Origin of the sequence: Mycobacterium sp. NAZ190054, from assembly GCF_001545925.1 — a bacterium.
Taxonomy (GTDB): domain Bacteria; phylum Actinomycetota; class Actinomycetes; order Mycobacteriales; family Mycobacteriaceae; genus Mycobacterium.
In genome coordinates, this window is record NZ_LMVQ01000024.1 from 1 (window position 1) to 22,961 (window position 22,961).

Here is a 22,961-nt window from a genome sequence, read left to right on the forward strand (position 1 = left end):
GAGTGAGCTTGTCAGCCGCACGTCAGAGCCGTTCTCGTCCAACGACGATGCCACCGAATTCATCACCAGCGATACCTACGGCGAATTCTGATCGCTGCTAGTCCACTTAAGCAGATAAGCAGTACATACATTCGAGCACCGACAAATTTCGGCGTCCGGAAATCGGTGACCGTTCTGCATCAGGACATCGGTGACACCTCGAGTGGTGGTGGGGGCGGACACCCGGCGGCGAGGTGGGAGGCAGGCCGCAGTAGTACTGCGCAAGCCCGGCCGGCAGCGGCCACCGCCAAGTCAGATTTTTTCGAAGACAACAAGATTCGCCCGACTGCCTCACCGCACGAAGCGGGATCCGCCCTCGATCCGACACGCACTTGAGCGAAAAGGGTTCACAGCCAATCGATATCAGCGACGTCGTCCACCGCCGCGTCTGGGCGCGGGAGGTCGCGGTGCCGGTCCGGGGCGGCCGGCGCCCGGCCTCGGAGGCGCGGCTCCCGGTCGTCCAGGGGCCCCGATTCCGGGTGATCCCGGACCCCCGACTCCTGGTGGCCCCGGAGGGCCGGGAACCGGGATGTCTAGATCGAGATCTACATCGACGAGATCGGGGACGTAGACCGGCAACCACGGATCCACGTATACCGCGGGAGGAGGCGGGAATTCACAGATGAGCGTGGTGAAATTCCAGTACATGCCGGGCGGACACTGCGGCGGTGGCGGTTGGGCGCGGCCGACCGGTGACGCGGTCAGTTCGATCAATGGCAGAGTTGTCAGAACGACGGCTGACACGGCGATGTGGTGGACCCAAGGCTTCATGACGTCTTCTCTCGGTCGCCTCTAGGGGGATTCTAAGGACGGCGTGCCGCCCGGGGTGTCCGAATCAACACGGAAATCCGATGCACCTTCATGGTTCTGCGATGACGAATTCACCCACGTAACTCCGTCGACGGACATATCGTGAGCTTCATAGGTGCGGGATGCCGCACCCTCTGAATCGCGGAAGTAGCCGTGCGAATGACGTCAGTGCTACACGAGACCGGGATCAGCCCAACGGGCCGCTATCCCACCGATCTCGATGTCCGATCGACCTGTCGGCTCGACCGGTAGCGCGGCGAAGATCCCACACAAACACTGAAGGAGAAGCTGCGATGACGTTGCCGTTACGACGTCTTGGGCGCCGGACACTAGTAAGCGCCGTCAGCGCCGTCGTCTTCGGCGGCGCAACGCTTTTGGGCGGGGCCGCGGCCGGGGCACAACCGCCGGCCCCGCCTCCACCCGCTCCGCCGAATTGTTCGCCCGCGGATTGGGCCGGTGTGAGGGCGGGAGTTGCCGCTGCGGTCTCGGCCTATCTGTTCACGCATCCGCCCGTGAACGATTTCTTCGCAACCCTCAAGGGCCTGTCGAGGGAAGAGATGCGGCCCCAGGTGCAGCAGTACATGGACGCCAACCCGCAGGTTCGGGCCGAAATGGAGGCCATCAGGAAACCCGCGGTCGATTTCCTGGACCGGTGTAAGTAGTACCCGGATCCGATCCGGCCCGTCGTGGGCGCCGCACCGCAACTACCGCGGCGCTCCCACCCGGTTGCCGCGTCCGGCCGGTGGTGGCACCGGGGCCGTGCTGCGCAGATCTCCGCGCTGACGAAAGAAGGAGACGTGGATCTGGCGAGTTGGATCGTGGGTCTGTTGCTCATCGTGCTCACCATCGCGATTCACACGACCGGGGTGGTGGCCATGGCGTTTCGTTTGGAGGCGCGAATCCGGGGCCGAGCCGGGAACGATCTCGGTCCGCGGCGAACCATCCCCATCGTGAGCGGCAGCATCGGAGTCGTCGCCTTGCTGCTCGCGGTTCTGCATGGGGTGGAAAGTGTGCTTTGGGCGTCGGCGTACAGGTGGCTCGGCGCATTCGATTCGTTCACCGACGCCTCTATCTATTCCCTCGGCACGATGGTCTCGTTCGACGTACCCGGGCTGGAGTTGCCCGACCGGCTGCGCTTGATAAGCGCGCTGGAGGCGGCGAACGGCGTCCTGTTGTTCGGCATCAGCACAGCGTTTCTCTTCGCCGTGATGCAGGCGTACTTTCTGACGTTCTTCCGCCGACACAGGGACCAAACCGATACGAGACCCTGATCCCCAGCAGTGGACATCCCGTGGCAGCCTCTCAGCTGCCGGAGCGGTCGAATACCTTGGGGGAGAACGCCAGTCGTTACTCACGCAGCGGCATGTTCGGCGGCGGCATGTTGTCGTCCGGCTCGTCCCCGCGCGACGTCGTTGCCGCGGGTAAGGAGAACTATCCCGTCGCAGGATAGGTCTTCACGACCGTCCCGCCCTCACCGCTGTGCCGCAGTTGCACATAGCGGTGCTCGCCGGGGACAAGCCTGGCGTGCTCTTCGAAGTCGGCTTCCGCCTCCGCCAGCGTCCTGCCCTCCGCGACGACGATGTTCTTCGTATCGCCGGCTTCATTGCCGCGGTCGTGGATGTCGCCGACCACGACGTCATAGGTGTCATCGCCGAGCAAGGTCATCGCGGTCCTTCCGTTGCATGATCTGCGAGCACAGGGCGGGCCTCCCGTTCCAACACGCGAGCGCCCCGGCGATACAAGGCCCAACCGCCGGCCACGAGTAGCACGCCGAAGATCAAGAATCCGATGTCCCATGACAGCGGGGAACCCAGGTCGTCGCGCACATGGTGAATCCCCAGGATCTGGTGGTTGATCAACCCCTCGACCACATTGAAGATGCCCCAGCCCGCCAGTAGGAGACCGAAGTGGAACGACCACGTCGGCGCCAGTCGACCCTTGCGCCACGCCACGACGGTCAGCAAGGTGCCTGCCCACACCATTACCCAGGTACCGACATGGAAGAAGCCGTCCGCCATCACATTGACCTCGAGCCCGGCCACGGTGTCAGTCGGATAGTCGTCCACGTGGCTGACCATGTGATGCCATTGCAGGATCTCGTGGAGCACGATGCCGTCGACGAAGCCTCCGAGACCGAGGCCCAGCAACAGCGCCGGCGCGATGCTGGGCCGGCCCGATCCGACGGACGGGTCACGGGTGAGCGATCTCGACATGGCCGTGGCTTACCCGCCCAGATGCCGGGAAAACGTTGCCCGCGTTCCGTCGCGCCGCTGACGGGAACGGCCCCCTCGTCGCCGAGAGGGCCGTTCCTGTCACTTCCGTGCTCTTACTCGTCGCTGCCGGACTTGTCGTTGTCGCCGGAATCGGACTTGTCGCTGTCCGAATCGCTGTCCGAATCGCTGTCAGCGGCATCGTCGGAGTCGGAGTCGGCGTCGGCGTCGTCGGCGTCGTCCTCGGTGACGTCCTCGGATTCGTCGGCCGGTTCGTCGGCGTCCTCGTCCTCGTCGGTCACATCCTCGTCGGCCGGCTCCTCGTCGGTGATCTCGTCGACGTCCTCGGTGACCTCGTCGACGGGTTCCTCGGTGACCTCGTCGGCCGGCTCGGTGACGGTCTCGTCTTCTCCGCCTTCTTCGTCGCCCTCCACCGGAACCGTCTCATCGGCCGGCTCAGTCGGTGTGGTGGTCTCGGCGTCCTCGTCCTCGTCGGTACCCGTGCTGACCGGCACCGTCACCAGACTGTCCTCACCGGCAACCTCGGTCGACGACACCTGAGTCAATTCGTCTGCGGCCGTGCCGCTCTCGGCGCCTTCGCCTTCTTCGTCATCCTCCGACAGCCCGGCCAGTGCCGCGGCGATCGCCTTGGGGAGCTGGACGAAGAACGCGTCGATCGGGCCGTCCTTGCTGAACACGCCCGGGAAGAACTCCCATTCGGCCGCCACGCTGGGCTGGTATCCGTTCAGGAACGCGTTCAACACCTTGGCCGGAGCGTTGATGACCTCGCTGACCGCGGTGACCCAGTCGCCGTCGTAGATCGAGGCGGAGACGACGTTCATGATGTCGGTCAGCTGGTAGATCGCGGTGATCGGCGGGCTCAACAGCGAGTAGGCGTAGCCGGTGGTCGCGTTGTTGGCGACCAACAGTGTGTCGAGGACCGCGCCGACGGCCGTCAGGCCGAAGTCGCGGGCGATCTCCCCGGGAAGCGCGAAGACCGGCTCGAGCGGCCAGCCGAGCTCACCCAACCCGAAGATGCTCCAGCTGGTGATGGTCGCGAACGCCTGGGTGAACTGTCCCTGCAGCACGAAGTCCCAGGCGGTCTGCAGCGTCTCGGGGAGCTCACCGAAGTGCTCCGCATAGCCCGTGGCCGACTCCTGCAAGCCCGTGTTGAGCGTGGTGGCGTAGGTCGACAGGTTGCCGAAGAAGCGCTCCAGGCCCGGGAACGGGTTGAAGACGGCCGAGGTGATCTCGCTGTACAGCGAGGACGTGGTGATGATCTGCCACGCGGCGGGGAGTCCTTCGGTCAGGATGCCGGCGCCCTGGGTGCCCAGGTTCTGCACGGTCGTGGTGATCGTGTCGCCTACGACGCCGATCGGGTCGATCCATCCGGAGAGCTCTACCGCGCGGTCCTGCACGACCGGCAGGGTGGGCGCCACGGGGTTGATGGCGATGACCGACGCCCCGGCGATAGCCACAGCTGCACCTAGCAACTTGGTAGGACGTGGGGAAGAAGGCGAGAGCTCGGGCCATAGGCTGTGAGCTGAGTCGGCACGGCGGGCCAATTGCACGGTAACTCCTGAAATTACGGGGGACGTCTAGCCATAAGGCTTACTGAAGGTTAGCTGTGCCTATCCTGAGTGACAATACCTACCCCTCGATGGCTACTGCCGAAAAGTTAACTGGAAATGGCGTTAGCCGCCCGCACGCACAGGACGAAAGAGCGTGAACGGGCGGAGTCCGCCGCTGGACAGGCCCGCGGCTGCCGATCGAAGCGAACATTAGTCAAACGGCTTCGTCCTGTGGGTTCCACGTCCCGTCCGCGTGGCCCAAATCACTCTCGACGCCGCGTGCCGTCAAACCGGCTGTACTGCAGGAGGTCCCGCGGACGTGCGGTTCGCCGGTCAGCGCTGCGCGCGGCGGGCCAGCCGCGCGGGGTCGTGGATGACCGTGGTCTTGCCCCGCTGTTCGATCCAGCCGCGCTGCCCGAAATCGGACAGCGCCTTGTTGACCGTCTCCCGGGAGGACCCGGCCAGCTGTGCGAGCTCCTCCTGGGTGAGCCCGTGCTCGACCCGCAGGGCACCGTTCTGTTGGGTGCCGAAACGGCGGGCGAGGTCGAGCAGCTGCTTGGCGACCCGGCCCGGGACGTCGGTGAAGATCAGGTCGCACAACGCGTCGTTGGTGCGCCGCAGCCTGCGGGCCAGCACGCGCAGCAACTGGTCGGCGATCTCCGGACGCTCGGCGATCCAGTGACGCAATGCGTCCCGGTCCATGGTGACCGCGTGCACCGCGCTCAGAGTGGTGACCGAGGATGTCCTCGGTCCCGGATCGAAAATGGCCAGTTCCCCGAACATGTCGGCCGGGCCCATCAACGTCAGCAGGCTCTCGCGCCCGTCGGGGGTGGCGCATCCGACCTTCACCGTCCCCGAGGTGATGATGTAGAGCCGGTCACCCAGCTCGCCCTCGGTGAAGATCCGGTGGCCACGCGGAAAGGACACCTCCTGCAACTGGCTGCACAACGCCGCCACCGCGCTCCGGTCCACACCCTGGAAGATGGCGGCCCGCGCCAGAACTTCGTCCACGCTGTCCCTTTCCCGCTCCTGCGGCCCCCCGGTCCGGGCGCGCCGAGCACGCCTTACGGGAGCGAGAGCACGTGTAACGTAGCAGGCGCGGTGTGATCTCCGCGAGCGCGACGGCCCGCACCCGGGCTGTGTCGCGGTCGAAAACCGCGTTGACGCAAGGCGGTTGGTCAGTCGACGGCGATGTCCAGTTCGTCGCACAGGAACAGGAACGCCGCCGCGAACGGGTTCTGCGAGGTGCTCAGCCGCAGTTGAGGCCAGTCGAGTTGTTCACGCACGGCGCGGACCGACGGGATCAGGCGGGCGAAGTCGCAGTGGTGCTCGTGCAGGGCACGCAGTCTCTGTGTGACGACCTCGGTGGCGGACAGGACCGGTATGGCCAGCGCGAGGACGTCGTGTACTTCGGCCCGGTCGATCAGCGCCATGTCGACCGGTACCCCGTTGATGCGATGAAGGACGTCGACCAGGGCGGGTTGGTCCACCCCCAGGGCGGCCTTGAACAGCCAGTCCTCGGGTGGCCTGCGGATGTCGAAGCCGGCTTTGGACAGCGTGGCCGCCGCCGCCTCGACGTCATCCTCGACGACCACGAAATCGACGTCATGGGTGGGTTCGGGGCCGCCGTGCACCCACAGCGCGTAGCTTCCGGCCAGCGCGAACGGCGGACCGTCGGCCTTGAGAGCCGAGGCGGCGCGCCGCAGCGACTCACGCAGATCATCGTTGGACATGTGGCACCGCCGTTGGTTTCCGTTGCAGGGTGGGTAGTTGGGTACCCATGAAGTTGGTGACGTTCAACATCCTGCACGGCCGCACCGTCGGCGACGGCGTGGATCTGGACCGCTTCACCGAGTGTGTGGCCGGACTGGACGCCGACATCCTGGCGCTGCAAGAGGTGGATTCGATCCAGGCCAGGTCCGGGCATGCCGACCTCACGGCGCTCGCCGCCGAGGCGATGGGCGCGCAGAGCCACCGCTTCGTCGCGGCGATCGCCGGCACACCCGGGGCCACATGGATGGCCGCGACCGGTGAAGAGCAGCCCGGCACCGCCGCTTACGGGGTCGCGCTGTTGTCGCGGTATCCCGCACTGAACTGGCAGGTCGTGCGGCTGCCGCGGATACCGTTCCGATTTCCGATGTATCTCAGCACCCCCCGGCAGGTTCAGGTCATCCACGAGGAACCCCGCGCGGCCGTGATCGGACAGTTCGACACCCCGTTGGGTGACCTGACCGTGGTCAACACCCACCTGTCGTTCGTGCCCGGGTGGAACCGGGTCCAGTTGCACCGGCTGCTGCGTGATGTCCGAGGCCTGCCCTGGCCGCGGATCGTGACCGGTGACCTCAACATGTCGGCGGCCGCGGCGCGACGGTGGTCGGGACTGCGGCACCTGGCCTCGGCGCCGACCTTTCCCGCCGACAAACCCACTCAGCAGCTCGATCACGTTCTGACCGACGATCCGGCGCTGACCGCCACGGCATGCGCGACACCCCAGGTGCCGATCTCCGATCATCGGCCCCTGGTCGTCGACCTGCGGCACTCCGGATCCGATGTGCACCAGGCGGACTCGCGGGCACACGGGCCGTGAGCGCATCCTGCGACATGGGTCCGGTGTGGCTTCGTTGGAAAGCCTTGGGTGCGAGCGTATTACGCCGGCCACACCGGCGTGCTCAGGACAGGAACCGTCGGGTGTAGGGCGCGAAGCGTTCCCTGAGCTCATCGGCGTCGAGTCCGAACATCTCGGGCGACGTGTGGACCCGGCCGTGGCGGCCGCGCCGATGGCCTTCCAGATACCGTGTGACCGCAGCCCGGACGTCATCGGTGAACCGTTCTCGCGCAACGGTGTACACCCGTTCGGCGGTTCCCACCTCGTCAGCCATGAAGTCGTCGAAGGCGACGTCGACGGAGCGGTCGGCCGCAATGACGTCCCGATCGCGCACGCAGGTGCCCAGCAGCCGTTCCAGGCGGTCGATCCACGCCCGGGCGACCGTTTCGACGTCGACCCTGTCACGGTGCATCCGTTCGGAATAGGTGACCATCGCGATCATCGACAACGCCACCGGCACCGGATCGCGATGGGTGAACACCACGACGACACCGGGCATCACCTTCTCGAGCACCCGCAGCTGCCCCAGGTGTTGCGGGGACTTGAGCACCCAGCGCCGTCCGCCACGAAGGAACTGGAGGGCCCTGAGCTGGGTGACCAGATACCGGTAGGACGACGTCTGATCGCTGCTCCAGAAGAAGTCGGTCCAGCGCGGCACGTGGGCGAGGGTGTCCATCAGCATCGTCGAGAAGTCGTTGGCCAGCAGCTGGATCTCCTCGTGCACGTGATCGGTGGTCATCTCGTGCATCAGGGCGAAGTGCGGCATCAACACGTCCATGGTCTGCACCGCCACATCCATCCGGGCGATGCGCGGGTCGGGCTCGATGCCCGCCTCGGCGGGCAGCGGGAACGGCTCGACGCTCTCCCAGTAGGGCAGGCTGCGGAAGGTCGGCGCCGAGGCCAGCATGTTGTGCAGATGGGTGGTGCCGGACCGGGGGAGCCCGGCGATCACCACCGGCGGCACCAGTTCGATGTCGGCGACCTCGGGATGACGGGCGAGGAGGTCGGTCAGCAGCAGGCGGTTCTTCAGCCACTGCACGAGCTGGGCGTGGAAGTTCACGATCCCCGGCGGGTGCATGTCGATCTCGCGGAGTTCCGACACGTACCGGTCCAGACGCTCCCGATAGTCGTCCGGACCGAAGTCGGACAGTCCGGTGGCTTCCCGCGCCCGCGTGTGCAGCACGTCGACATCGAGCGGGCAGTCGGCCGCGAGCGTCGCCATCATCTCGCGAAGCTGTTGTGCAGCAGGGCTGTAGCGCGGTTCGGCGAGATCGTCGAGGTGCACGAGGTCTTCTGTGGCGTCCGTCACACCGAATTATGTTACTGTCAGTATCGTAATGACGACAGAGGTGGGACGGCCCAGGGATCGTGCTATCGACGAGGCGGTGCTGCGGGCGACCGTGGAACTGATCGGCGAGTCCTCGTACGCCGAGATCTCGCTCGACGCGATCGCGGCGCGGGCCGGTACCAGCAAGCCGGCCATCTACCGGCGCTGGCGGGGAAAAGCCCATCTGGTGCACGAGGCGGTCTTCCCGGTCGACGCGTCCACCGAGATCCCTGCGACCGGGTCCCTCGACGGGGACGTGCGCGAGATGCTGGCCCGGACGCTCGCGGTGCTCAGTGCTCCGGCAGCACGTGCTGCCCTGCCCGGGCTGGTCGGGGAGATGGCCTCCGATCCGACCCTGCACTCGGCGCTGGTGGAGCGCTTCTCCGGTGTTCTGGTCGACGGACTGAACGCTTTCCTGCGATCCGCTGTGGAGCGGGGCGAGGTGCGCCGGGACGTCACGGCCACCGAGCTCGCCGAGGCGGTGGCGGGAATGACCTTGCTGGCCTTGATCACTCGCGGAGGCGACGTCGACGCCGAGTGGATCGATCGGACCGCGCGACTGATCACGAAAGGAATCGGTTCATGAGCCCCGAAACGCACGAGGCGACCACGGCGTGGCGCGAACTGCTGGACACGCTGCGCACTCTGGACGAATCGTTCATGGCCGGTCCGAAAGCCGTGACCGACGATCGCCACATCGCCGACGGCTACCGGATGATCGCGACCACCCTCGGGGTTGCCTTCGACACGTATCTGTTCGCCGACCGCAGCCGGCCACGGTGGCTTGAGGTGAACTCACCGTTCCGGCCGGACCGGCGCTGGGGCGGGGACAACACCGACGCCATCTATCACATGTGCCCGGTCGACCCTGCGCGTCGCTATCGGATCAGCGGGAATCGCGGTGACAGCGTGTACTTCTCGGTCACCGCCTACAACGAGCCGTCGCCCGGCGCGTGGTCGGACCGGATCGTCGCGATGCTGCGCGACGACGACCTCGACATCGACGACAACGGCGATTTCACCTTCGACTTCGGGCCCGAGCCCGATGCCGCGGTGCTGATGACGCGCGACTACCAGGCCGATCCGCTCGTCGGCCGGCCGGTGACATGGAACATCGAGGCTCTCGAACCGCCTGACCCGTTCCGCCACGGCGAGGCCGAGACCGCCGCGGCGCTGCGGGCCAGCGCGGCATGGCTTCGTACCATGTTCGCGATCCTGCCGCTGACGGTGGGTGTCAGGACCACCGACGCTCACCGCCTCGGCCATGAAACCGCAATGGCCGCAAATGACTTCGCGGAACCGTACCAGGTACCCGACGCGAACTTCGGCTGGTCGGCGCGCGACGCGTGCTACGCCTACGGCAGTTTCGATCTCGCCGAGGACGAGGCCCTGGTGATCACGCATCGGCCCCCGGACTGCCGGTTCTGGAACCTCGTGGTCTGGAACCAGTTCATGGCGGTGCCCGGAGTCCCCGACGCGCGCAGCTCGGTCAACGGGGCCACGGCAGTGCCCAACACCGACGGCACGGTGACCGTGGTGGTGTCGCGCGGGATGACCCGTCATCCGAACTCGCTGACCACCCTCGACTATCCGCGTGGCAATCTCGCCTTCCGCTGGTTCCTGGCCGATCAGGTGCCCGCCCGCCCCGTGGTGGAGTTGGTGAACATCGCCGACGCGCCGGCGGCGGTGAGCTGAGCCCGCCGAGGAAGGACTTTGGTCCCACCCGGATGGTGACGGCTTACCACTTACCTGCAGCCCTGCCGTGGCGATACCGTCGGGGTGTCGGGGCGGCGGCGTCGCCCCAGTGAGGAGGCACACCGGATGTCCAACCAGGAAGCTCCCCGAGGAATCGTCGTCGCGGTCGACGGCTCGGCGGCGTCCCGCGTCGCGGTCGACTGGGCCGCCCGCAGCGCCTCCATGCGGCGAGTGCCGTTGACGCTGGCGCATGTCCTGCCCGGCGCGGTGATGCAGTCGTGGATCCAGGCCCCGCTTCCTCAGGCGTACTTCGAGGACGAACAGGAGGAGGCGCGCCGGATCCTCGCCGACGCACGTACTGTCGCCGAGGCCGCCGCCGCCCATCCCATCGAGATCGGCGAAGCGGTGCTCGCCGGTCAACCGGTGGCCGCGCTCGTCGATGTGGCCAGGGAAGCCGACATGCTGGTGGCCGGCAGCCGCGGTAAAGGCAAATGGGAGCGCCGGCTGCTCGGTTCGGTCAGCACCGGCCTCGTGCAGCACGCCCACTGCCCCGTGGCGGTGATTCACGACGAGGACCCGGTGATCCCCCATCCCGCCCAGGCCCCGGTGGTGGTCGGGGTGGACGGCTCGCCGGCGTCCGAGCGGGCCACCGCCATCGCGTTCGACGAGGCGTCACGGCGGGGAGTCGGCCTGGTCGCGGTGCACACCTGGAGCGACGCCGGTTACGAGCTGCCCGGTGCCGGCTGGTCGGAGGTCCAGCCGGAGGAGGACATGCTGCTCGCGGAGCGGCTGGCCGGGTGGCAGGAACGCTATCCCGACGTCGACGTACGTCGAGTGGTGTGCCGCGACCAGCCCGCGCATCGGCTCCTGGAGGAGTCGGCGAACGCTCAACTGCTGGTCGTCGGCAGTCACGGGCGCGGCGGCTTCGTCGGGATGCTGCTCGGCTCGGTGGCCTCCCAAGTCGTGCAGTCGGCGCGCGGCCCGGTGATCGTGGCCCGCAAGTCGTGAAGCCGGGGCGGGCTATCGCGTGGTCAGCTGCGCGTACCGCGTGACGTGGTGATCGGTGGACCCGAACTCGTACTGCAGTGCGGTCAACCGCTTGAAGTAGTGGCCGATCGCCAGCTCCTCGGTCATGCCCATACCGCCGTGCAGCTGCACGGCCTGCTGCCCGACGAACCGGGCGGCCCGCCCCACCGTGCCCTTGGCCGCGGACACCGCCCTGGCCCGGGTGGCGTCGTCGGCGTCGAGCTTGAGGACTGCCAACAACGTTGCGGCCGCGGCCTGTTCGACCTCCATGTACATGTCCACCATCCGGTGCTGCAGCACCTGGAAACTGCCGATGGGCTGACCGAACTGCTGGCGCTGCTTGCAGTATTCGACGGTGTCGGCCAGCACCTTGCGCATGCATCCGACCGCCTCCGCGCAGATCGCGGCGGCACCTTCGTCGCGGGCCAGGGCGATCGACGCCCAGGCGCGCCCTTCCTCGCCGAGCAGTGCGGCCGAGGGTAGCCGCAGACCGTCCAGGACGATGTCGGAGGCCCGTCGATCGTCGATCGTGCGGTAGTTGTGCAGTTCGATACCTGTTGCGGCGGAGCGGAGTTCGACAAGGAACAGGGAGATGCCGTCGGCGTCGGCGCGCTCGCCCGCCGTCCTCGCGGTGACCAGCACGTGGCCGGCCAGCGGGGTGCCGGTCGAGACGATCTTGGACCCGGTCAGCACCCAGTCGTCACCGTCGCGCCGGGCGGTGGTGGTGACGTCCTGCCAGTTCTCCCCGGAGGTCGGTTCGGCGGCCGCCACGGCGACGACGGCGCTGCCGGCGACGATCTCCTCCACGAGCGCTGCCGCGGTGTCGCCACCGGCGCGGTGCAGCAGTCCGGCCGCGACGACGGCGGTGTCGACGTAGGGTTCGATCACCAGGGCGTGGCCGAGCGCTTCGGCGATCAGCATCATCTCGACCGGGCCGCCGCCGATGCCGCCGGCTTCCTCCGGCAGCGCCGCGCCGAGGATCCCGAGTTCCTCGGCGAACGCGCGCCAGATCTCGGGCTGCCAGCCGGGGCCGGTCTTCGCCGCGGTCCGGCTCTTCTCCAGGTCGTAGCGGGTGGCGAGGAACCTGGTCAGGCCGCCGCGCAGCAGTTCCTGTTCGTCGGTCAGTGTGAAGTCCATTTACAGCCCCAATGCAGCCTTGGCCAGGATGTTGCGCTGAATTTCGTTGCTACCGGCGTAGATCGAACCGGCCCGGTCGTTGAAGTACCGCAGCGGAGCCACGGCCTGCCACGGCTCACCGCTGACGTAACCGTCTGCCGGCGGCTCGAATTCGGCGATCGGTCCGCCGGGGCAGGTGGCGTGTGGTTGATACACGCGGCCGCGAGGTCCGGCGGCCTCCATCGCGAGCTCGGAGATCGCCTGGCTCAACTCGGTGCTGAGCACCTTGAGCATCGAGGACTTCGCGCCCGGGTTGCCGCCGTCGGCGACGACGGCGAGCACCTGGTATTCGAGGATCTCCAGCACCTCGGTGCGGATGCGGGCCTCGGCGAGCTTGCGGGCGAAGGCCGGGTCGTCGAGCAGCCGGCCCCCTGCGGGACCGGGCTGTCCGGCGGCCGCGTCGGTGATCTCCTCGACCATCACCTGCAGCGCCGGCGCGGTGGCGCCGCCACCACGCTCGAACTCCAGCAGGTACTTGGCCACCGTCCAGCCGTCGTCGATCTGGCCGATGACGTTGCTCTTCGGCACGCGCACCTCGTCGAAGAAGACCTGGTTCTGCACCTCTTCACCGGAGGTCATCACCAGTGGCCGGATCTCGATGCCCGGCGTCGACAAGTCGATCAGGACGAAGGTGATCCCGCGCTGCTTCTTGTCCGAGCGCGTGGTGCGCACGAGGGCGAACATCCAGTTGGCTTCCCGCGCGTGCGTGGTCCAGATCTTGCTGCCGGTGCACACCAGGTGATCGCCGTCGTCGCGGGCGGCCATCGACAGCGCGGCCAGATCCGAGCCGGCCTCGGGCTCGGAGTAACCCTGACAGAAGAAGACCTCGCCGGTGAGAATGCGGGGCAAGAAGTAGTTCTTTTGCTCGTCGGTGCCGAACTTGATGATCGCGTGGGCGACCATCCTGATCCCCATCGGGGACAGCGACGGGGCGCCGGCGAGCGTGGATTCGCGGCTGAAGATGTAGTGCTGGGTCAGGCTCCAGTCGCACCCGCCGTGGGCGACCGGCCACGCCGGTGCGGCCCACCCGCGTTCGTGCAGGATCTGCTGCCACCGCATGCTCGCGTCGTGATCGGCGTACACGCTGGTCATCAGACGTCCGGCGCGGCGCAGTTCCGGGGTGAGGTTGTCGTCGAGGAAGGCGCGCACCTCGTCGCGGAATGCCAGGTCGGCCGCCGACCACTGTAGGTCCATCGCTGTCTCCCTTTCCGCTGGCGCTAGGGACACAGTAAACCTAGTTAGTTAAGTGGGGGGACTCTGGGTGGCGCTGGGGGGCGACCGGCCGTCGGGTGGTAGCTTTTGTTGGTTGCCACAGTCCGTGATGGCAAATCCCCTCAAGACCCATCACGGCTGTGGCAACCCCGGCATCCAATTCAGTTTGGTGTCCATATCGCGGATGCCATAGCCTTTAACAGGCCGGTAATACTCGACCGTGGCAAATAAGAGGCGAATAACTTTGTTCGATGAGCCCGATTGGGACGATGAAGTCGACGTGGTGTGCACCGCTACCGGGACGGCCGGGCTGGCGACGGCCATTTCGACGGTGGAACACGACGGACAGGTATTTCTCGCCGGTATTGCCGACGCTGCCCTCGCCGGCGAACCCTATGGGCTTCGCGGGTGTTTTGCCCGTGTCGGCGACGAAGCGACCGTCGAATACTTCGCGGCGTTGACCGAAGACCTCGACCTGGCCGCCCTGACCCAGCAAGATCCCGATCTGCCCGTGCGTCTGATGACCGACACCGCACCGGCACGCGGACGTACCGTACCGCCGTTCGAGGGGTGGCGGCTACGCGACTGGGCGGCGGTCTGTATCGCGTCCCCGTCGGGTTACCTCTACACCCAGGTCACCGACTGGCCGTCGACGACGATGCCCGGCGAGGCCGGTGAGTGGTTCGAGATCACCGAACTGGGCGTCATGACGCCCGAACCCGAGGATCCGGTCGGGTCCGTGCACCGGTGGTTGAGCGACGAAGCCGACGATCGCGGCCTGTCGCCCTACCCGGTCGAGCGATTCGACCGACTGGTGTTCGAGGACGGCAGGGTGGTCGGGGCGGTCTTCACCACCGACACGGGTGCGCTGACCGTCCGGGCCCGCCACGGTGTGCTGATCTGCGGCGATGACGTCACCGGACGCAGCGCATCCGGGTCCCGGCTGCCGGGGGAGACGTCGTTTCGGGTCGCGTTGGTCGGTAAGGACGCGAGCCGGTTCGGACGGGTGGAACTGCTGACGTCTGATCCGGCGGTGGCGTAGCTCAAGACTTCGCGAAACTGACCGGAATCCGCCCGTTGGCCAGCAGCTTCTCCATCGCCGCGCCGGGGATCGGGCGCGACAGCAGGAACCCCTGGGCGCGGTGACATCCGTGCCGGAGCAATGTCAGCGCGGCGGCCTCGGTCTCCACTCCCTCGGCCACCAGCTCGAGGCCGAACGCCTCGGCGAGCGCGATGATCGCCCTGACGATCGCCAGATCACCCGGATCCGAACCGAGTTCCCGCACGAAGCCCTTGTCGATCTTGAGGGTGTCGACGGGCAGGGACTTCAGATGCGACAGCGCGCTGTACCCGGTGCCGAAGTCATCGATGGCGATGCGGACACCGGCCGCCTGCAGGCCGTTGAGCGTGACGCGCGTCGTCTCGATGTCCTGTACGACCACGCTCTCGGTGATCTCCAGGCAGATCGACCCCTTTTCCAGGCCGAACTCGTCGACGATGGCCGCCACGGCCTCCACGAAGCCGTCGGTGACCAGCTGCACCGGTGAGACGTTGATGCGCATCACCGCGTCCTTGCCGATACCCCGGGACCGCCACGCCGCGAAGTCCGCGCACGCTGCCCGCATCACCCAGCGGCCCAACTCACCCGCCAAATTGATCGATTCGGCGACACCGATGAACGATTCCGGGGACAACAGGCCACGGGTCGGGTGCTGCCACCGGACCAGCGCTTCGGCAGCCAGGATCTCGCCGGTCCGCATGTCGACCTCGGGCAGGTAGTGCAGCAGCAGGGCCCCGTTCTCGATGACGCTCTGCAGGTGCAACTCGATGTCGTTGTCGAACTCGTTCTTCATCGACATGTCGTCGGTGAAGGTGACGACGTTGTTGCCCCCGGAGTTCTTCGCGGCCAGCACCGCCTGATCTGCGCGGCGAAGCAGATCCGAGGTGGTGTCGCGGCCCGGGAGGCCTTGGGCCACACCGATACTCACCGTGCGGGTCAGCATCTCGCCGTCGATGGAGACCCGTTCGCGCAACGCCGCCTGCAGGCGGTTCGCGAGTGCCTCGGCCTCCTGGGCGCCCATTGGTGCCGCGGGCACGAGGACGAACTCGTCACCGCCCAGCCGGGCGATCATGTTCGGACAGTCCGCACCCCGGCGCAGCCTTTCGGCCAGCACCCGGATGAACCAGTCTCCCGCGGTGTGCCCGAGGTAGTCGTTGATCGCCTTGAGGCGGTCGAGGTCGAAGAACAACGCGGACACCGGGCCCGGTTGGCCCTCCGCCAGGCGCTCGTCGAGGTGGGCGAGCAACGCGCGCCGGTTGTGCAGCCCGGTCAGGTCATCGTGCTCGGCCAGATAGCGCAGTTTTTCCTCGGCCTGTACCCGCGCCTGGACCTGGGCGAACAGTGACGCGATCGCTTCGAGGCCGTTGAGTTCCTCGGCGCTCCATTCCCTGTCACCGAACTTGATGAACCCGAGCACACCGGTGGTGAGTTCGCCGGAGACCAGCGGAGCCGCCGCCATCGAGGTGGCCGGCACGTCGCGGGTCTCCTCGATGCGCTTCTGGTAGTCGTCGGTTGCCGGTTCGGGCCGGAACACCATCGGCTTCTTGCCGTGCTCGGAATGGGCGAACACCGGGTCCGCGTCGGCGAAGTACACGAGCGCGAGCGGATCCGGATCGGGAACGCCAGGGCGCACCGGCCATTCGGCGACAAGGCGCGAGGCGCGGATCTTGTGGTCGTTGTAGCGCAGGAAGCTGACATCGACGCCCAGATAGGCGACGAGTTCGGCCAGTACCTGCTGACTCACCTCGACCGAGGTTGCCGCGTTGGCGGCCATCAACTTGGTGGCCACCGAGGTCACCACCAGATCGAGGCTGCGGAGAGTGTCGCTGTCAGACATCGTGCAGTCAGGATACGGGCGCGTCAGTATTTGCGAGCGGCCGTCTCCGGCTACGCACCGATGCCGGTGGTGCCGAGGTGAGTCTGAGGATGAGCACCGTCGCCTCCTCGGGGCCTTCGCCTGTCAGGCGGTGGAACTGCGATTGCAGATCAGCCAGTCGGGTCGCGAATTGCGGTGAGAGCTCGTCGAGTTCGTCGCGACGGTGGGCGTAGAGAAAGACCGGCGATATCGGTTGCACCGAGAGACCGTGCTGCTGTGCCGCGAGCCACACGGCCTCTGCCGCCGAACCTCCCCGCGCATAACCGGTGAGGGACAGATCGTCGGTCAGGATCAGCGCGAGCGCGGAGCTGTGGGCGATGCGGACCCGGGTGTCGGCGCCGAGCACGGCTCCGGCATCCCAGGCGTTCAGCAACGACATCACGTCGGGTCTGCGCAGGATGTCAAGCGTGACCAGCTCGGCCGCGCCGAGTTCCAGGCTGCGCACGTCGATCCCGGAGTCGGGCGGCTCGTCGCCGGGCCAGCGCATCTCGGAGGCCATGTCGGCGTGCAGGCGCGGGGTCAGGTAGCGGATGCGGTCGGTCTCGGCCAGCAGCACGCCGAGCTGGTCGATCACGTCGCGGTCGACGAGCAACTCCAACCGCGAGCCTTCGCGTCGTGCCGCCGCGTGCAGCGCGTCGACCGTTGCCGGCTCCAACCCCGAGGCGGTTCCGTGCCTGCGGTTCGTCTCCCGCACCGACAGCGCCGGATACAGCGACGCGAGCGCGTCGTCGGTGCCCTCGGTGAGCTCCACCACGGCGTTCAGCGGTTCACGGTCGCCGCCCTCGACGTACCTCACCGCAGCGGTCATCCGGTGCGCGGCGGCGGCGACGCGGGCGTTGAACGCCGCCGCGCCGACGGCCACCGCGCTGCCGCGCAACCCCACGTCGATCGTCGACTGGTATTCCGGGGCGAGCCGGATCGTGACGACGTTCTGCGCGGATTCGATGTGCCAGGGCTGCACGTTACCGCCCGACGGCGCCCGATTGGCGGCGACGGCCACCGCGTGCACCGCGTCCCGGATCGGCGGCTCGTCGACGGGCGCGGGCGGCTCCCGCTCGGGTTGCGGCGCGAGGTCCGCCGGGTCCGTCAAGCCGTCCAGAGCCGCCGCGGTGTCCAGTCGAACCTGGCCCGAGGAGAGGGCCTCGCCGAGGCCGATCCTGCGGACGGCCTCGGCGACCGCCGCGGCCCCGACGAGCACGTCGCCGACCAGCTGCGGCCAGGTCGACAGGCTCTGCCCGACCTCGACGAGCGACGCCGCCCCTCGTGCGGACAGGTTGGCGCCGTCGACGATCCGCAGCACGTGCGGGATCTTCTCCCGGCTGTCGAGGCCCGCGAGCGCCTCCGCGTCGACGTCACCGAGCAGGCCGTGAAAGATCGGCCGGTCGGGCTCGAGGTCGAATCTCTCGACGTCGATCAGACCGCGGTCGCTGGTGGCCATCACCACCGGCTGCCGCCGACGGCGTGCGCCCTCGCGGACGAGTGCTTTGACGTCGAGCGAGTCACACTCCTCGACCACGATGTCGAGGCCGTCGAGGAACTCGTCCACGGTGTCCTCCGTCAGACCCGAATCCCACACTCGCACAGCGATATACGGATCGACTTCGGCGATCCTGCGGGCGGCGATGAGCGCCTTGTTCACGCCGAGGTCGAACACCGTCGCCGGCACCCGGTTCAGATTGGACAACTCCAGTTCGTCGAAGTCGGCCAGGCGCAGCTCACCGCACAGGCCCTGCATCGCCAGGGTGTGCGCGACCGCGTGCCCGACACTCAGACCCACCACCCCGATGCGCAGAGCGCCGAGCTTCTCCTGTTCCGGCGTCGTGATCAGGTTGCGGTTGCGGTCGGAGCGCACGCGTGCGAACGAGCGCGGACCCAGGATGCCGACGACCGCCCGGCGCCATGGGTAGTACGCCCAGCGTCGCGGCTCGTCGATCAGCTCCGGCGACGGTGCCGGCAGCAGACCGGCCAGCGTGCCGGCCTGCTGTGCACCGCGGTCGATGAAGGCGATCGCCGGATCCTCGCGCAGAGATCGCAGGACTTGCCGGTCGACCGCATCGGCGGGGTCGAGGACCGTGGCGCAGGCGGCGCCTTCGGCCGTGGCGTGTTCGGCACCTTCATCGGTATGCGCACGAAAGTTCTCGAAACTCACAGCGCATTATCACGCAGCCGTTCGATTCCGCCGGTTACGACGCGCGAGCGTTCCATCGCCATGATCTCGTTGAAGATCTTCGACACCTGGGTCGGCTCCGCGTGCTGGATGAACGTCCTGCGGTCCCACCACATCATCTTGGTGCGGTACCGGGGGTCCGGATAGGGCGTGGCAGGGATCGACGCGACGACCCCTCCGGACGAACGCCACTTGTCGAGCACGTGCGGCGCCGAGGTGGCCATGCAGAACTGGAGGTCCATCGCCGCCAGCGCATGGAAGCCGCTGCGCGCCAGCGCGCGCGTGACCCCTTTGTTGCGCGCCGGATCGTCGGTCACGAAGGCGGACTTCATCTCCAGGATGCCGAACGGTGCGCGGTCGTCGATCATCTTCCGCACCGCGGCCAGACCCGGTTGACCGGCCCATTCCACGACCGCATGCGAGTCATCGGCGCCGGTCAGCGGCCCTTTGGCCCGTACCCCGCCGATCACGCGTCCCGTCGCGTCGAGCGCTGCCCAGAACATCACGGTGTCGTGTCCGTCGCTGATCTCGTCCACGTCGAGCGCGCGCTCGACTCCGTGCTTGCGGTAGCTCCGCTCGGCGCCGCGCAGGTACTCCATCCACAGGTCGGGATCGAGACGCGGCTGCGACATCACCAACGTGCATTCTGCGTCGGCATCCCACCAGCTGTGGTTACTCGCGAGTTCGAAATCGTCCGCGCGAGGGGATTCGAGAGAAGCAATTGACATAGCTATTCCTATCGGTGGGGTTGGCGACGTAGAAAATCGTTGACACCGGCTGCCAACTATCTGATCCGGTGTCGGTGGTAATGCGAGCACATCAAGTATGTCGCTGCCGGTCACTCCATTTCTAGCTAGCCGGCAAGTATTTTCTCCTTTTCGATTTCTGGATGAAAAACATCGCCATAACCGATACCCCAGCAGCCCCAATGGCAAGACGAATTCCGTCGATTCGGCCGGCCGGCGCCGTGACAATTCAGAGTTGGCGAACATCTGCGGCCGCGCAAACTGTCTTTTCTGCACGATGGTCAGTTTCCGTCCGGTCGCCCGCTAACTCGGGGACCGGACACCGAATCCGGCCGGGTGAAGTTTCACCGGGATGTTACGGCTCGGTGAAAGCGGACCGGCGCGTTGGTGAATTTGCGAACGCAAGTTGTTAGCTGGGCATGCGGTGTGCAACCTCGGCCGGATATCGGCGACGGTGTCGGCCCGGGCGGCGGGCGCCGGCAGTGCTGTGGCGGCATACGCCCGCTGTGGCACTGTGAGTGCTGCAAAACTTGCATGCGGCACAACCAGATGTCGGTTTTGTCGGCACCCGGGTCAAAGGAGACAACAGTGAAGAAGTTCAAGGATCTCGCCGAGTTCGTCGCCGCGGAAGGCACTCAGCTCGGTCCGACCGAATGGCTGCAGGTCACCCAGGAGCGGGTCAATTTGTTCGCTGACGCCACCGAAGACCACCAATGGATTCACGTCGATCCGGAGCGTGCGGCCACCGGGCCGTTCGGCGGAACCATCGCGCACGGACTTCTGACGCTGTCGTTGTTGCCGCACTTCACCCATCAGCTGTACTCCGTCGACAACGTCGCGATGGCCATCAACTACGGGTACAACAAGGTCCGTTTCATCACGCCGGTGCGGGTCGGCGCGAAGCTGCGGGCGCGGGCGGAGCTCACCGCGGTCAAGAAACTCGACAACGCGGTGCAGGCGACGGTGAGCACGACGGTCGAGATCGAAGGCTCGGACAAGCCCGCCGCGGTCGCGGAGTCGATCGTGCGCTTCATCGGCTGAACTCCGCCGCTGCGGCGGTCACCGTGGTAGACAAGCGTCAGAATGATCTGACGTACGTCAAAAACGTGGGTTTGCCCGTTGGCGTGAGGAGTGCGGTGGACCAGAGACACCCCCGTGTCGCGGTGATCGGTGCGGGTATCAGCGGGCTGACCGCAGGCAAGATGCTCAAGGACTACGGCGTCGACTACACCACCTTCGAGACGAGTGACCGCATCGGCGGCAACTGGGCCTTCGGCAACCCGAACGGCCACAGCAGCGCCTACCGGTCACTGCACATCGACACGTCCAAGGACCGGCTGTCGTTCCGGGACTTCCCGATGCCCGAGGACTACCCGTCGTTCCCGCACCATTCGCAGGTCAAGGCCTATCTCGATAAGTACGCCGATGCCTTCGGGCTGCTCGAGCACATCGAGTTCGGCAACGGGGTGGTGCGCGCGGCCAGAGGCGAGGACGGCGGTTGGCGGATCCGGGACCAGGCCGGCGCCGAGCGCGGTTTCGACCTGTTGGTGGTCGCCAACGGTCATCACTGGGATCCCCGGCTGCCGGATTTCCCCGGCTCCTTCGCCGGCGCGTCGATCCATTCGCACTCCTACATCGATCCGTCGACGCCGTTGGACCTGACCGGCAAGCGCATCCTGGTGGTCGGGATCGGCAACAGCGCCGCCGACATCACCGTCGAGCTGTCGTCGAAGACGTTGCGCAACGAGGTGACGCTGTCGACGCGCTCCTCGGCGTGGATCGTGCCCAAGTACATCGCGGGACGGCCGGGGGACACCTTCTGGCGCACGTCGCCGCACCTTCCGCTGTCGTGGCAGCGCAAGGCCGTCCAGCTGGTGGCGCCGATGCTGGGCACCGACCCGACGATGTACGGGTTGCCGCCCGCCGACCACAAACTGTTCGAGGCCCATCCGACCCAGTCCGTGGAGCTGCCGCTGCGGCTGGGGTCGGGCGACGTGACGCCGAAACCGAACGTCGCGCGCCTCGACGGGCACACGGTCCACTTCGTGGACGGCACCAGCGACGACTTCGACGTCATCATCTACGCCACCGGATACAACATCACCTTCCCGTTCTTCGACCCCGACTTCATCAGCGCTCCGGGCAACCACATCCGGCTCTACAAGCGGATGTTCAAGCCGGGAATCGACAACCTGGTCTTCATCGGGTTCGCCCAATCGGTGCCCACCCTGTTCCCGTTCGTCGAGTGCCAGTCCCGGCTGCTCGCCGCCTACGCCGTCGGACGCTACGCACTGCCGCCGGTCGCGGAGATGGAGCGGACCATCGACGCCGATCAACAGCTGCACGCCGGCCATTGCACCGACCGGCCGCGGCACACCCAGCAGGTCGACTACTTCGTCTACGAGCACGACCTGCTCAAGCGGGAGATCCCGGCGGGCATGAAACGGGCACGGCGTGTCCCGGTGGTGGCCCGATGACGCGGACCGAGATCAGCTTCCGCAGCGGTGCGGACGCCTGCAGCGCATGGCATTTCCCGGCCGACGGCGCGCGCCGGCCGGTCGTCGTAATGGCGCACGGTTTCGGCGGGACGAAGGACTCCGGATTGGAACCGTTCGCGCGACGGTTCGCCGCGGCCGGCATCGACGTGGTCGCGTTCGACTACCGCGGCTTCGGTGCGTCGGGAGGCGTTCCGCGGCAATCGCTCTCGGTGCGCCGGCAGATCGACGACTACCACGCCGCGGTCGGGGCCGCGCGCGGGCTCGACGGGGTGGACCCGGACCGGGTCGCGTTGTGGGGAGCGTCGTTCTCCGGCGGGCACGTGCTGCGCGTGGCCGCCGAGCGGGACGACATCGGTGCCGTGATCGCGTTGACACCGCTGACGAGCGGGCTGGCGGTGAGTCGCGCCGCGGCCGCGTCCCGGGATGTGCTGACGTCACTGCGCTGGACCCTCACCGGCGTCAAGAGCCGGTTCGCCGTGCGGCGCGGCGGGGCGCCGACCCTGATGCCGCTGGTCTCGCCGGTGGGAGAGCCGGGCGCGCTGGCCCTCGACGGGGCCTACGAGAGTTACACCGCGCTGGCGGGACCGACCTGGCGCAACGAGATCGACTGTTCCGTCGGCCTGGAGGTGCTCGGCGTGCGCACGAGGGCGGCGGCCAAGAAGCTGCGCTGCCCGTTGCTGGTGCAGATCGCCGACTTCGACCAGTACGTGCCCGCGGCCGCGGTCGCCGCCACCGCCGCACACGGCAGAGCCCAGGTGCACCACTACCCGTGTGACCATTTCGACGTCTGGCCCGGCAACGACTGGTTCGACAAGACGGTCACCGACCAGATCGCGTTCCTGGCCAGAACATGGGGGTGGCGCGTCGAGCACCGGCCGGCTCGTCGGGCCCCCGGCCGCACGGGTAGCATACCGTAAGTCTTACAGTCTGCTTCTCTGCAAAG

21 protein-coding genes are annotated in these 22,961 nt (G+C 67.2%); 10 read left to right on the forward strand and 11 right to left on the reverse strand.

Annotation, left to right across the window (positions count from 1 at the left end):
• Positions 1-1,142 precede the first annotated feature (1,142 nt).
• Both ASJ79_RS02610 and ASJ79_RS02615 read left to right on the forward strand, forming a co-directional pair.
• Positions 1,143-1,511, forward strand: coding sequence for a heme-binding protein (locus ASJ79_RS02610; protein WP_067952917.1), 369 nt, complete (start codon positions 1,143-1,145; stop codon positions 1,509-1,511).
• Between the two features lie 135 nt (positions 1,512-1,646).
• Positions 1,647-2,120: a hypothetical protein gene (locus tag ASJ79_RS02615; RefSeq protein ID WP_067952919.1), complete on the forward strand. Its 474-nt coding sequence runs from the start codon at positions 1,647-1,649 to the stop codon at positions 2,118-2,120.
• A gap of 160 nt (positions 2,121-2,280) precedes the next feature.
• Here the strand turns inward: ASJ79_RS02615 and ASJ79_RS02620 are convergent, their stop codons facing one another.
• The 5 genes from ASJ79_RS02620 to ASJ79_RS02640 all read right to left on the reverse strand — a co-directional run bounded on the left by ASJ79_RS02620 (position 2,281) and on the right by ASJ79_RS02640 (position 6,363).
• Complete coding sequence (locus ASJ79_RS02620; RefSeq protein ID WP_067952921.1) at positions 2,281-2,514, reverse strand: hypothetical protein; 234 nt, start codon at positions 2,512-2,514, stop codon at positions 2,281-2,283.
• Complete coding sequence (locus tag ASJ79_RS02625) at positions 2,511-3,062, reverse strand: DUF2243 domain-containing protein (RefSeq protein ID WP_067952923.1); 552 nt, start codon at positions 3,060-3,062, stop codon at positions 2,511-2,513. The genes ASJ79_RS02620 and ASJ79_RS02625 overlap by 4 nt, the downstream gene beginning before the upstream one ends.
• Positions 3,063-3,175: 113 nt before the next feature.
• Positions 3,176-4,537: a hypothetical protein gene (locus tag ASJ79_RS02630; protein WP_231750691.1), complete on the reverse strand. Its 1,362-nt coding sequence runs from the start codon at positions 4,535-4,537 to the stop codon at positions 3,176-3,178.
• A 426-nt stretch (positions 4,538-4,963) separates the two neighbouring features.
• Positions 4,964-5,641 (reverse strand): Crp/Fnr family transcriptional regulator, encoded by a 678-nt coding sequence (locus ASJ79_RS02635; protein ID WP_067952927.1) that lies wholly within the window; start codon positions 5,639-5,641, stop codon positions 4,964-4,966.
• Between the two features lie 167 nt (positions 5,642-5,808).
• Entirely contained in the window at positions 5,809-6,363 is a 555-nt protein-coding gene (locus tag ASJ79_RS02640; protein WP_067952929.1) for a hypothetical protein, read from the reverse strand.
• Positions 6,364-6,410: 47 nt separating this feature from the next.
• On the opposite strand from ASJ79_RS02640, the gene ASJ79_RS02645 reads away from it, so the two are divergent.
• Complete coding sequence (locus ASJ79_RS02645; RefSeq protein ID WP_067952931.1) at positions 6,411-7,217, forward strand: endonuclease/exonuclease/phosphatase family protein; 807 nt, start codon at positions 6,411-6,413, stop codon at positions 7,215-7,217.
• 82 nt (positions 7,218-7,299) lie between these two features.
• On the opposite strand, the gene ASJ79_RS02650 is transcribed toward ASJ79_RS02645, so the two are convergent.
• On the reverse strand, positions 7,300-8,460 hold the full coding sequence (locus ASJ79_RS02650; RefSeq protein ID WP_197420049.1) for a sulfotransferase: 1,161 nt from the start codon (positions 8,458-8,460) through the stop codon (positions 7,300-7,302).
• A gap of 112 nt (positions 8,461-8,572) precedes the next feature.
• Here ASJ79_RS02650 and ASJ79_RS02655 point away from each other — a divergent pair, with 112 nt between their 5' ends.
• From ASJ79_RS02655 to ASJ79_RS02665, 3 genes are all read left to right on the forward strand, one after another.
• Positions 8,573-9,148 carry a TetR/AcrR family transcriptional regulator gene (locus ASJ79_RS02655; RefSeq protein ID WP_067952935.1) on the forward strand — a complete coding sequence of 192 codons (576 nt, stop codon included), beginning with the start codon at positions 8,573-8,575 and terminating at the stop codon, positions 9,146-9,148.
• Positions 9,145-10,257 carry a DUF1214 domain-containing protein gene (locus tag ASJ79_RS02660; protein ID WP_067952937.1) on the forward strand — a complete coding sequence of 371 codons (1,113 nt, stop codon included), beginning with the start codon at positions 9,145-9,147 and terminating at the stop codon, positions 10,255-10,257. The genes ASJ79_RS02655 and ASJ79_RS02660 overlap by 4 nt, the downstream gene beginning before the upstream one ends.
• Positions 10,258-10,383: 126 nt before the next feature.
• The gene (locus ASJ79_RS02665; protein WP_067952939.1) at positions 10,384-11,265 is read left to right on the forward strand and encodes a universal stress protein; all 882 of its coding nucleotides are present in this window, start codon (positions 10,384-10,386) and stop codon (positions 11,263-11,265) included.
• A 12-nt stretch (positions 11,266-11,277) separates the two neighbouring features.
• Here the strand turns inward: ASJ79_RS02665 and ASJ79_RS02670 are convergent, their stop codons facing one another.
• Both ASJ79_RS02670 and ASJ79_RS02675 read right to left on the reverse strand, forming a co-directional pair.
• Positions 11,278-12,420 (reverse strand): acyl-CoA dehydrogenase family protein, encoded by a 1,143-nt coding sequence (locus tag ASJ79_RS02670; protein WP_067952941.1) that lies wholly within the window; start codon positions 12,418-12,420, stop codon positions 11,278-11,280.
• Positions 12,421-13,653 (reverse strand): acyl-CoA dehydrogenase family protein, encoded by a 1,233-nt coding sequence (locus ASJ79_RS02675; protein WP_067952942.1) that lies wholly within the window; start codon positions 13,651-13,653, stop codon positions 12,421-12,423.
• Between the two features lie 298 nt (positions 13,654-13,951).
• Between ASJ79_RS02675 and ASJ79_RS02680 the strand changes: the two genes are divergently transcribed.
• Positions 13,952-14,713 (forward strand): hypothetical protein, encoded by a 762-nt coding sequence (locus ASJ79_RS02680; RefSeq protein WP_231750692.1) that lies wholly within the window; start codon positions 13,952-13,954, stop codon positions 14,711-14,713.
• A gap of 1 nt (position 14,714) precedes the next feature.
• On the opposite strand, the gene ASJ79_RS02685 is transcribed toward ASJ79_RS02680, so the two are convergent.
• From ASJ79_RS02685 to ASJ79_RS02695, 3 genes are read right to left on the reverse strand one after another with little or no spacing between them, the layout of a single operon-like run.
• Complete coding sequence (locus tag ASJ79_RS02685; RefSeq protein ID WP_067952946.1) at positions 14,715-16,568, reverse strand: bifunctional diguanylate cyclase/phosphodiesterase; 1,854 nt, start codon at positions 16,566-16,568, stop codon at positions 14,715-14,717.
• 7 nt (positions 16,569-16,575) lie between these two features.
• A complete protein-coding gene (locus ASJ79_RS02690; RefSeq protein WP_067952948.1) occupies positions 16,576-18,756 on the reverse strand; it encodes an Rv1355c family protein in 2,181 nt (726 codons plus the stop codon).
• Positions 18,753-19,502: a hypothetical protein gene (locus ASJ79_RS02695; protein WP_067952950.1), complete on the reverse strand. Its 750-nt coding sequence runs from the start codon at positions 19,500-19,502 to the stop codon at positions 18,753-18,755. Before ASJ79_RS02695 ends, ASJ79_RS02690 begins: the two co-directional genes overlap by 4 nt.
• A gap of 606 nt (positions 19,503-20,108) precedes the next feature.
• Between ASJ79_RS02695 and ASJ79_RS02700 the strand changes: the two genes are divergently transcribed.
• From ASJ79_RS02700 to ASJ79_RS02710, 3 genes are all read left to right on the forward strand, one after another.
• A complete protein-coding gene (locus ASJ79_RS02700) occupies positions 20,109-20,561 on the forward strand; it encodes a MaoC family dehydratase (RefSeq protein WP_067952952.1) in 453 nt (150 codons plus the stop codon).
• A gap of 95 nt (positions 20,562-20,656) precedes the next feature.
• On the forward strand, positions 20,657-21,997 hold the full coding sequence (locus ASJ79_RS02705) for an NAD(P)/FAD-dependent oxidoreductase (protein ID WP_067952954.1): 1,341 nt from the start codon (positions 20,657-20,659) through the stop codon (positions 21,995-21,997).
• Positions 21,994-22,935 carry an alpha/beta hydrolase gene (locus ASJ79_RS02710; RefSeq protein WP_067952955.1) on the forward strand — a complete coding sequence of 314 codons (942 nt, stop codon included), beginning with the start codon at positions 21,994-21,996 and terminating at the stop codon, positions 22,933-22,935. The genes ASJ79_RS02705 and ASJ79_RS02710 overlap by 4 nt, the downstream gene beginning before the upstream one ends.
• The last annotated feature ends 26 nt before the right edge of the window (positions 22,936-22,961 follow it).

What these genes read in the sequence shown, in the direction of transcription:
- ASJ79_RS02610 (WP_067952917.1), top strand. Translation starts at nt 1,143, where the DNA reads ATGACGTTGCCGTTACGACGTCTTGGGCGCCGGACACTAGTAAGCGCC.
- ASJ79_RS02620 (WP_067952921.1), bottom strand. Translation starts at nt 2,514, where the DNA reads ATGACCTTGCTCGGCGATGACACCTATGACGTCGTGGTCGGCGACATC.
- ASJ79_RS02625 (WP_067952923.1), bottom strand. Translation starts at nt 3,062, where the DNA reads ATGTCGAGATCGCTCACCCGTGACCCGTCCGTCGGATCGGGCCGGCCC.
- ASJ79_RS02640 (WP_067952929.1), bottom strand. Translation starts at nt 6,363, where the DNA reads ATGTCCAACGATGATCTGCGTGAGTCGCTGCGGCGCGCCGCCTCGGCT.
- ASJ79_RS02645 (WP_067952931.1), top strand. Translation starts at nt 6,411, where the DNA reads ATGAAGTTGGTGACGTTCAACATCCTGCACGGCCGCACCGTCGGCGAC.
- ASJ79_RS02650 (WP_197420049.1), bottom strand. Translation starts at nt 8,460, where the DNA reads ATGATGGCGACGCTCGCGGCCGACTGCCCGCTCGATGTCGACGTGCTG.
- ASJ79_RS02655 (WP_067952935.1), top strand. Translation starts at nt 8,573, where the DNA reads ATGACGACAGAGGTGGGACGGCCCAGGGATCGTGCTATCGACGAGGCG.
- ASJ79_RS02660 (WP_067952937.1), top strand. Translation starts at nt 9,145, where the DNA reads ATGAGCCCCGAAACGCACGAGGCGACCACGGCGTGGCGCGAACTGCTG.
- ASJ79_RS02665 (WP_067952939.1), top strand. Translation starts at nt 10,384, where the DNA reads ATGTCCAACCAGGAAGCTCCCCGAGGAATCGTCGTCGCGGTCGACGGC.
- ASJ79_RS02670 (WP_067952941.1), bottom strand. Translation starts at nt 12,420, where the DNA reads ATGGACTTCACACTGACCGACGAACAGGAACTGCTGCGCGGCGGCCTG.
- ASJ79_RS02675 (WP_067952942.1), bottom strand. Translation starts at nt 13,653, where the DNA reads ATGGACCTACAGTGGTCGGCGGCCGACCTGGCATTCCGCGACGAGGTG.
- ASJ79_RS02685 (WP_067952946.1), bottom strand. Translation starts at nt 16,568, where the DNA reads ATGTCTGACAGCGACACTCTCCGCAGCCTCGATCTGGTGGTGACCTCG.
- ASJ79_RS02695 (WP_067952950.1), bottom strand. Translation starts at nt 19,502, where the DNA reads ATGTCAATTGCTTCTCTCGAATCCCCTCGCGCGGACGATTTCGAACTC.
- ASJ79_RS02710 (WP_067952955.1), top strand. Translation starts at nt 21,994, where the DNA reads ATGACGCGGACCGAGATCAGCTTCCGCAGCGGTGCGGACGCCTGCAGC.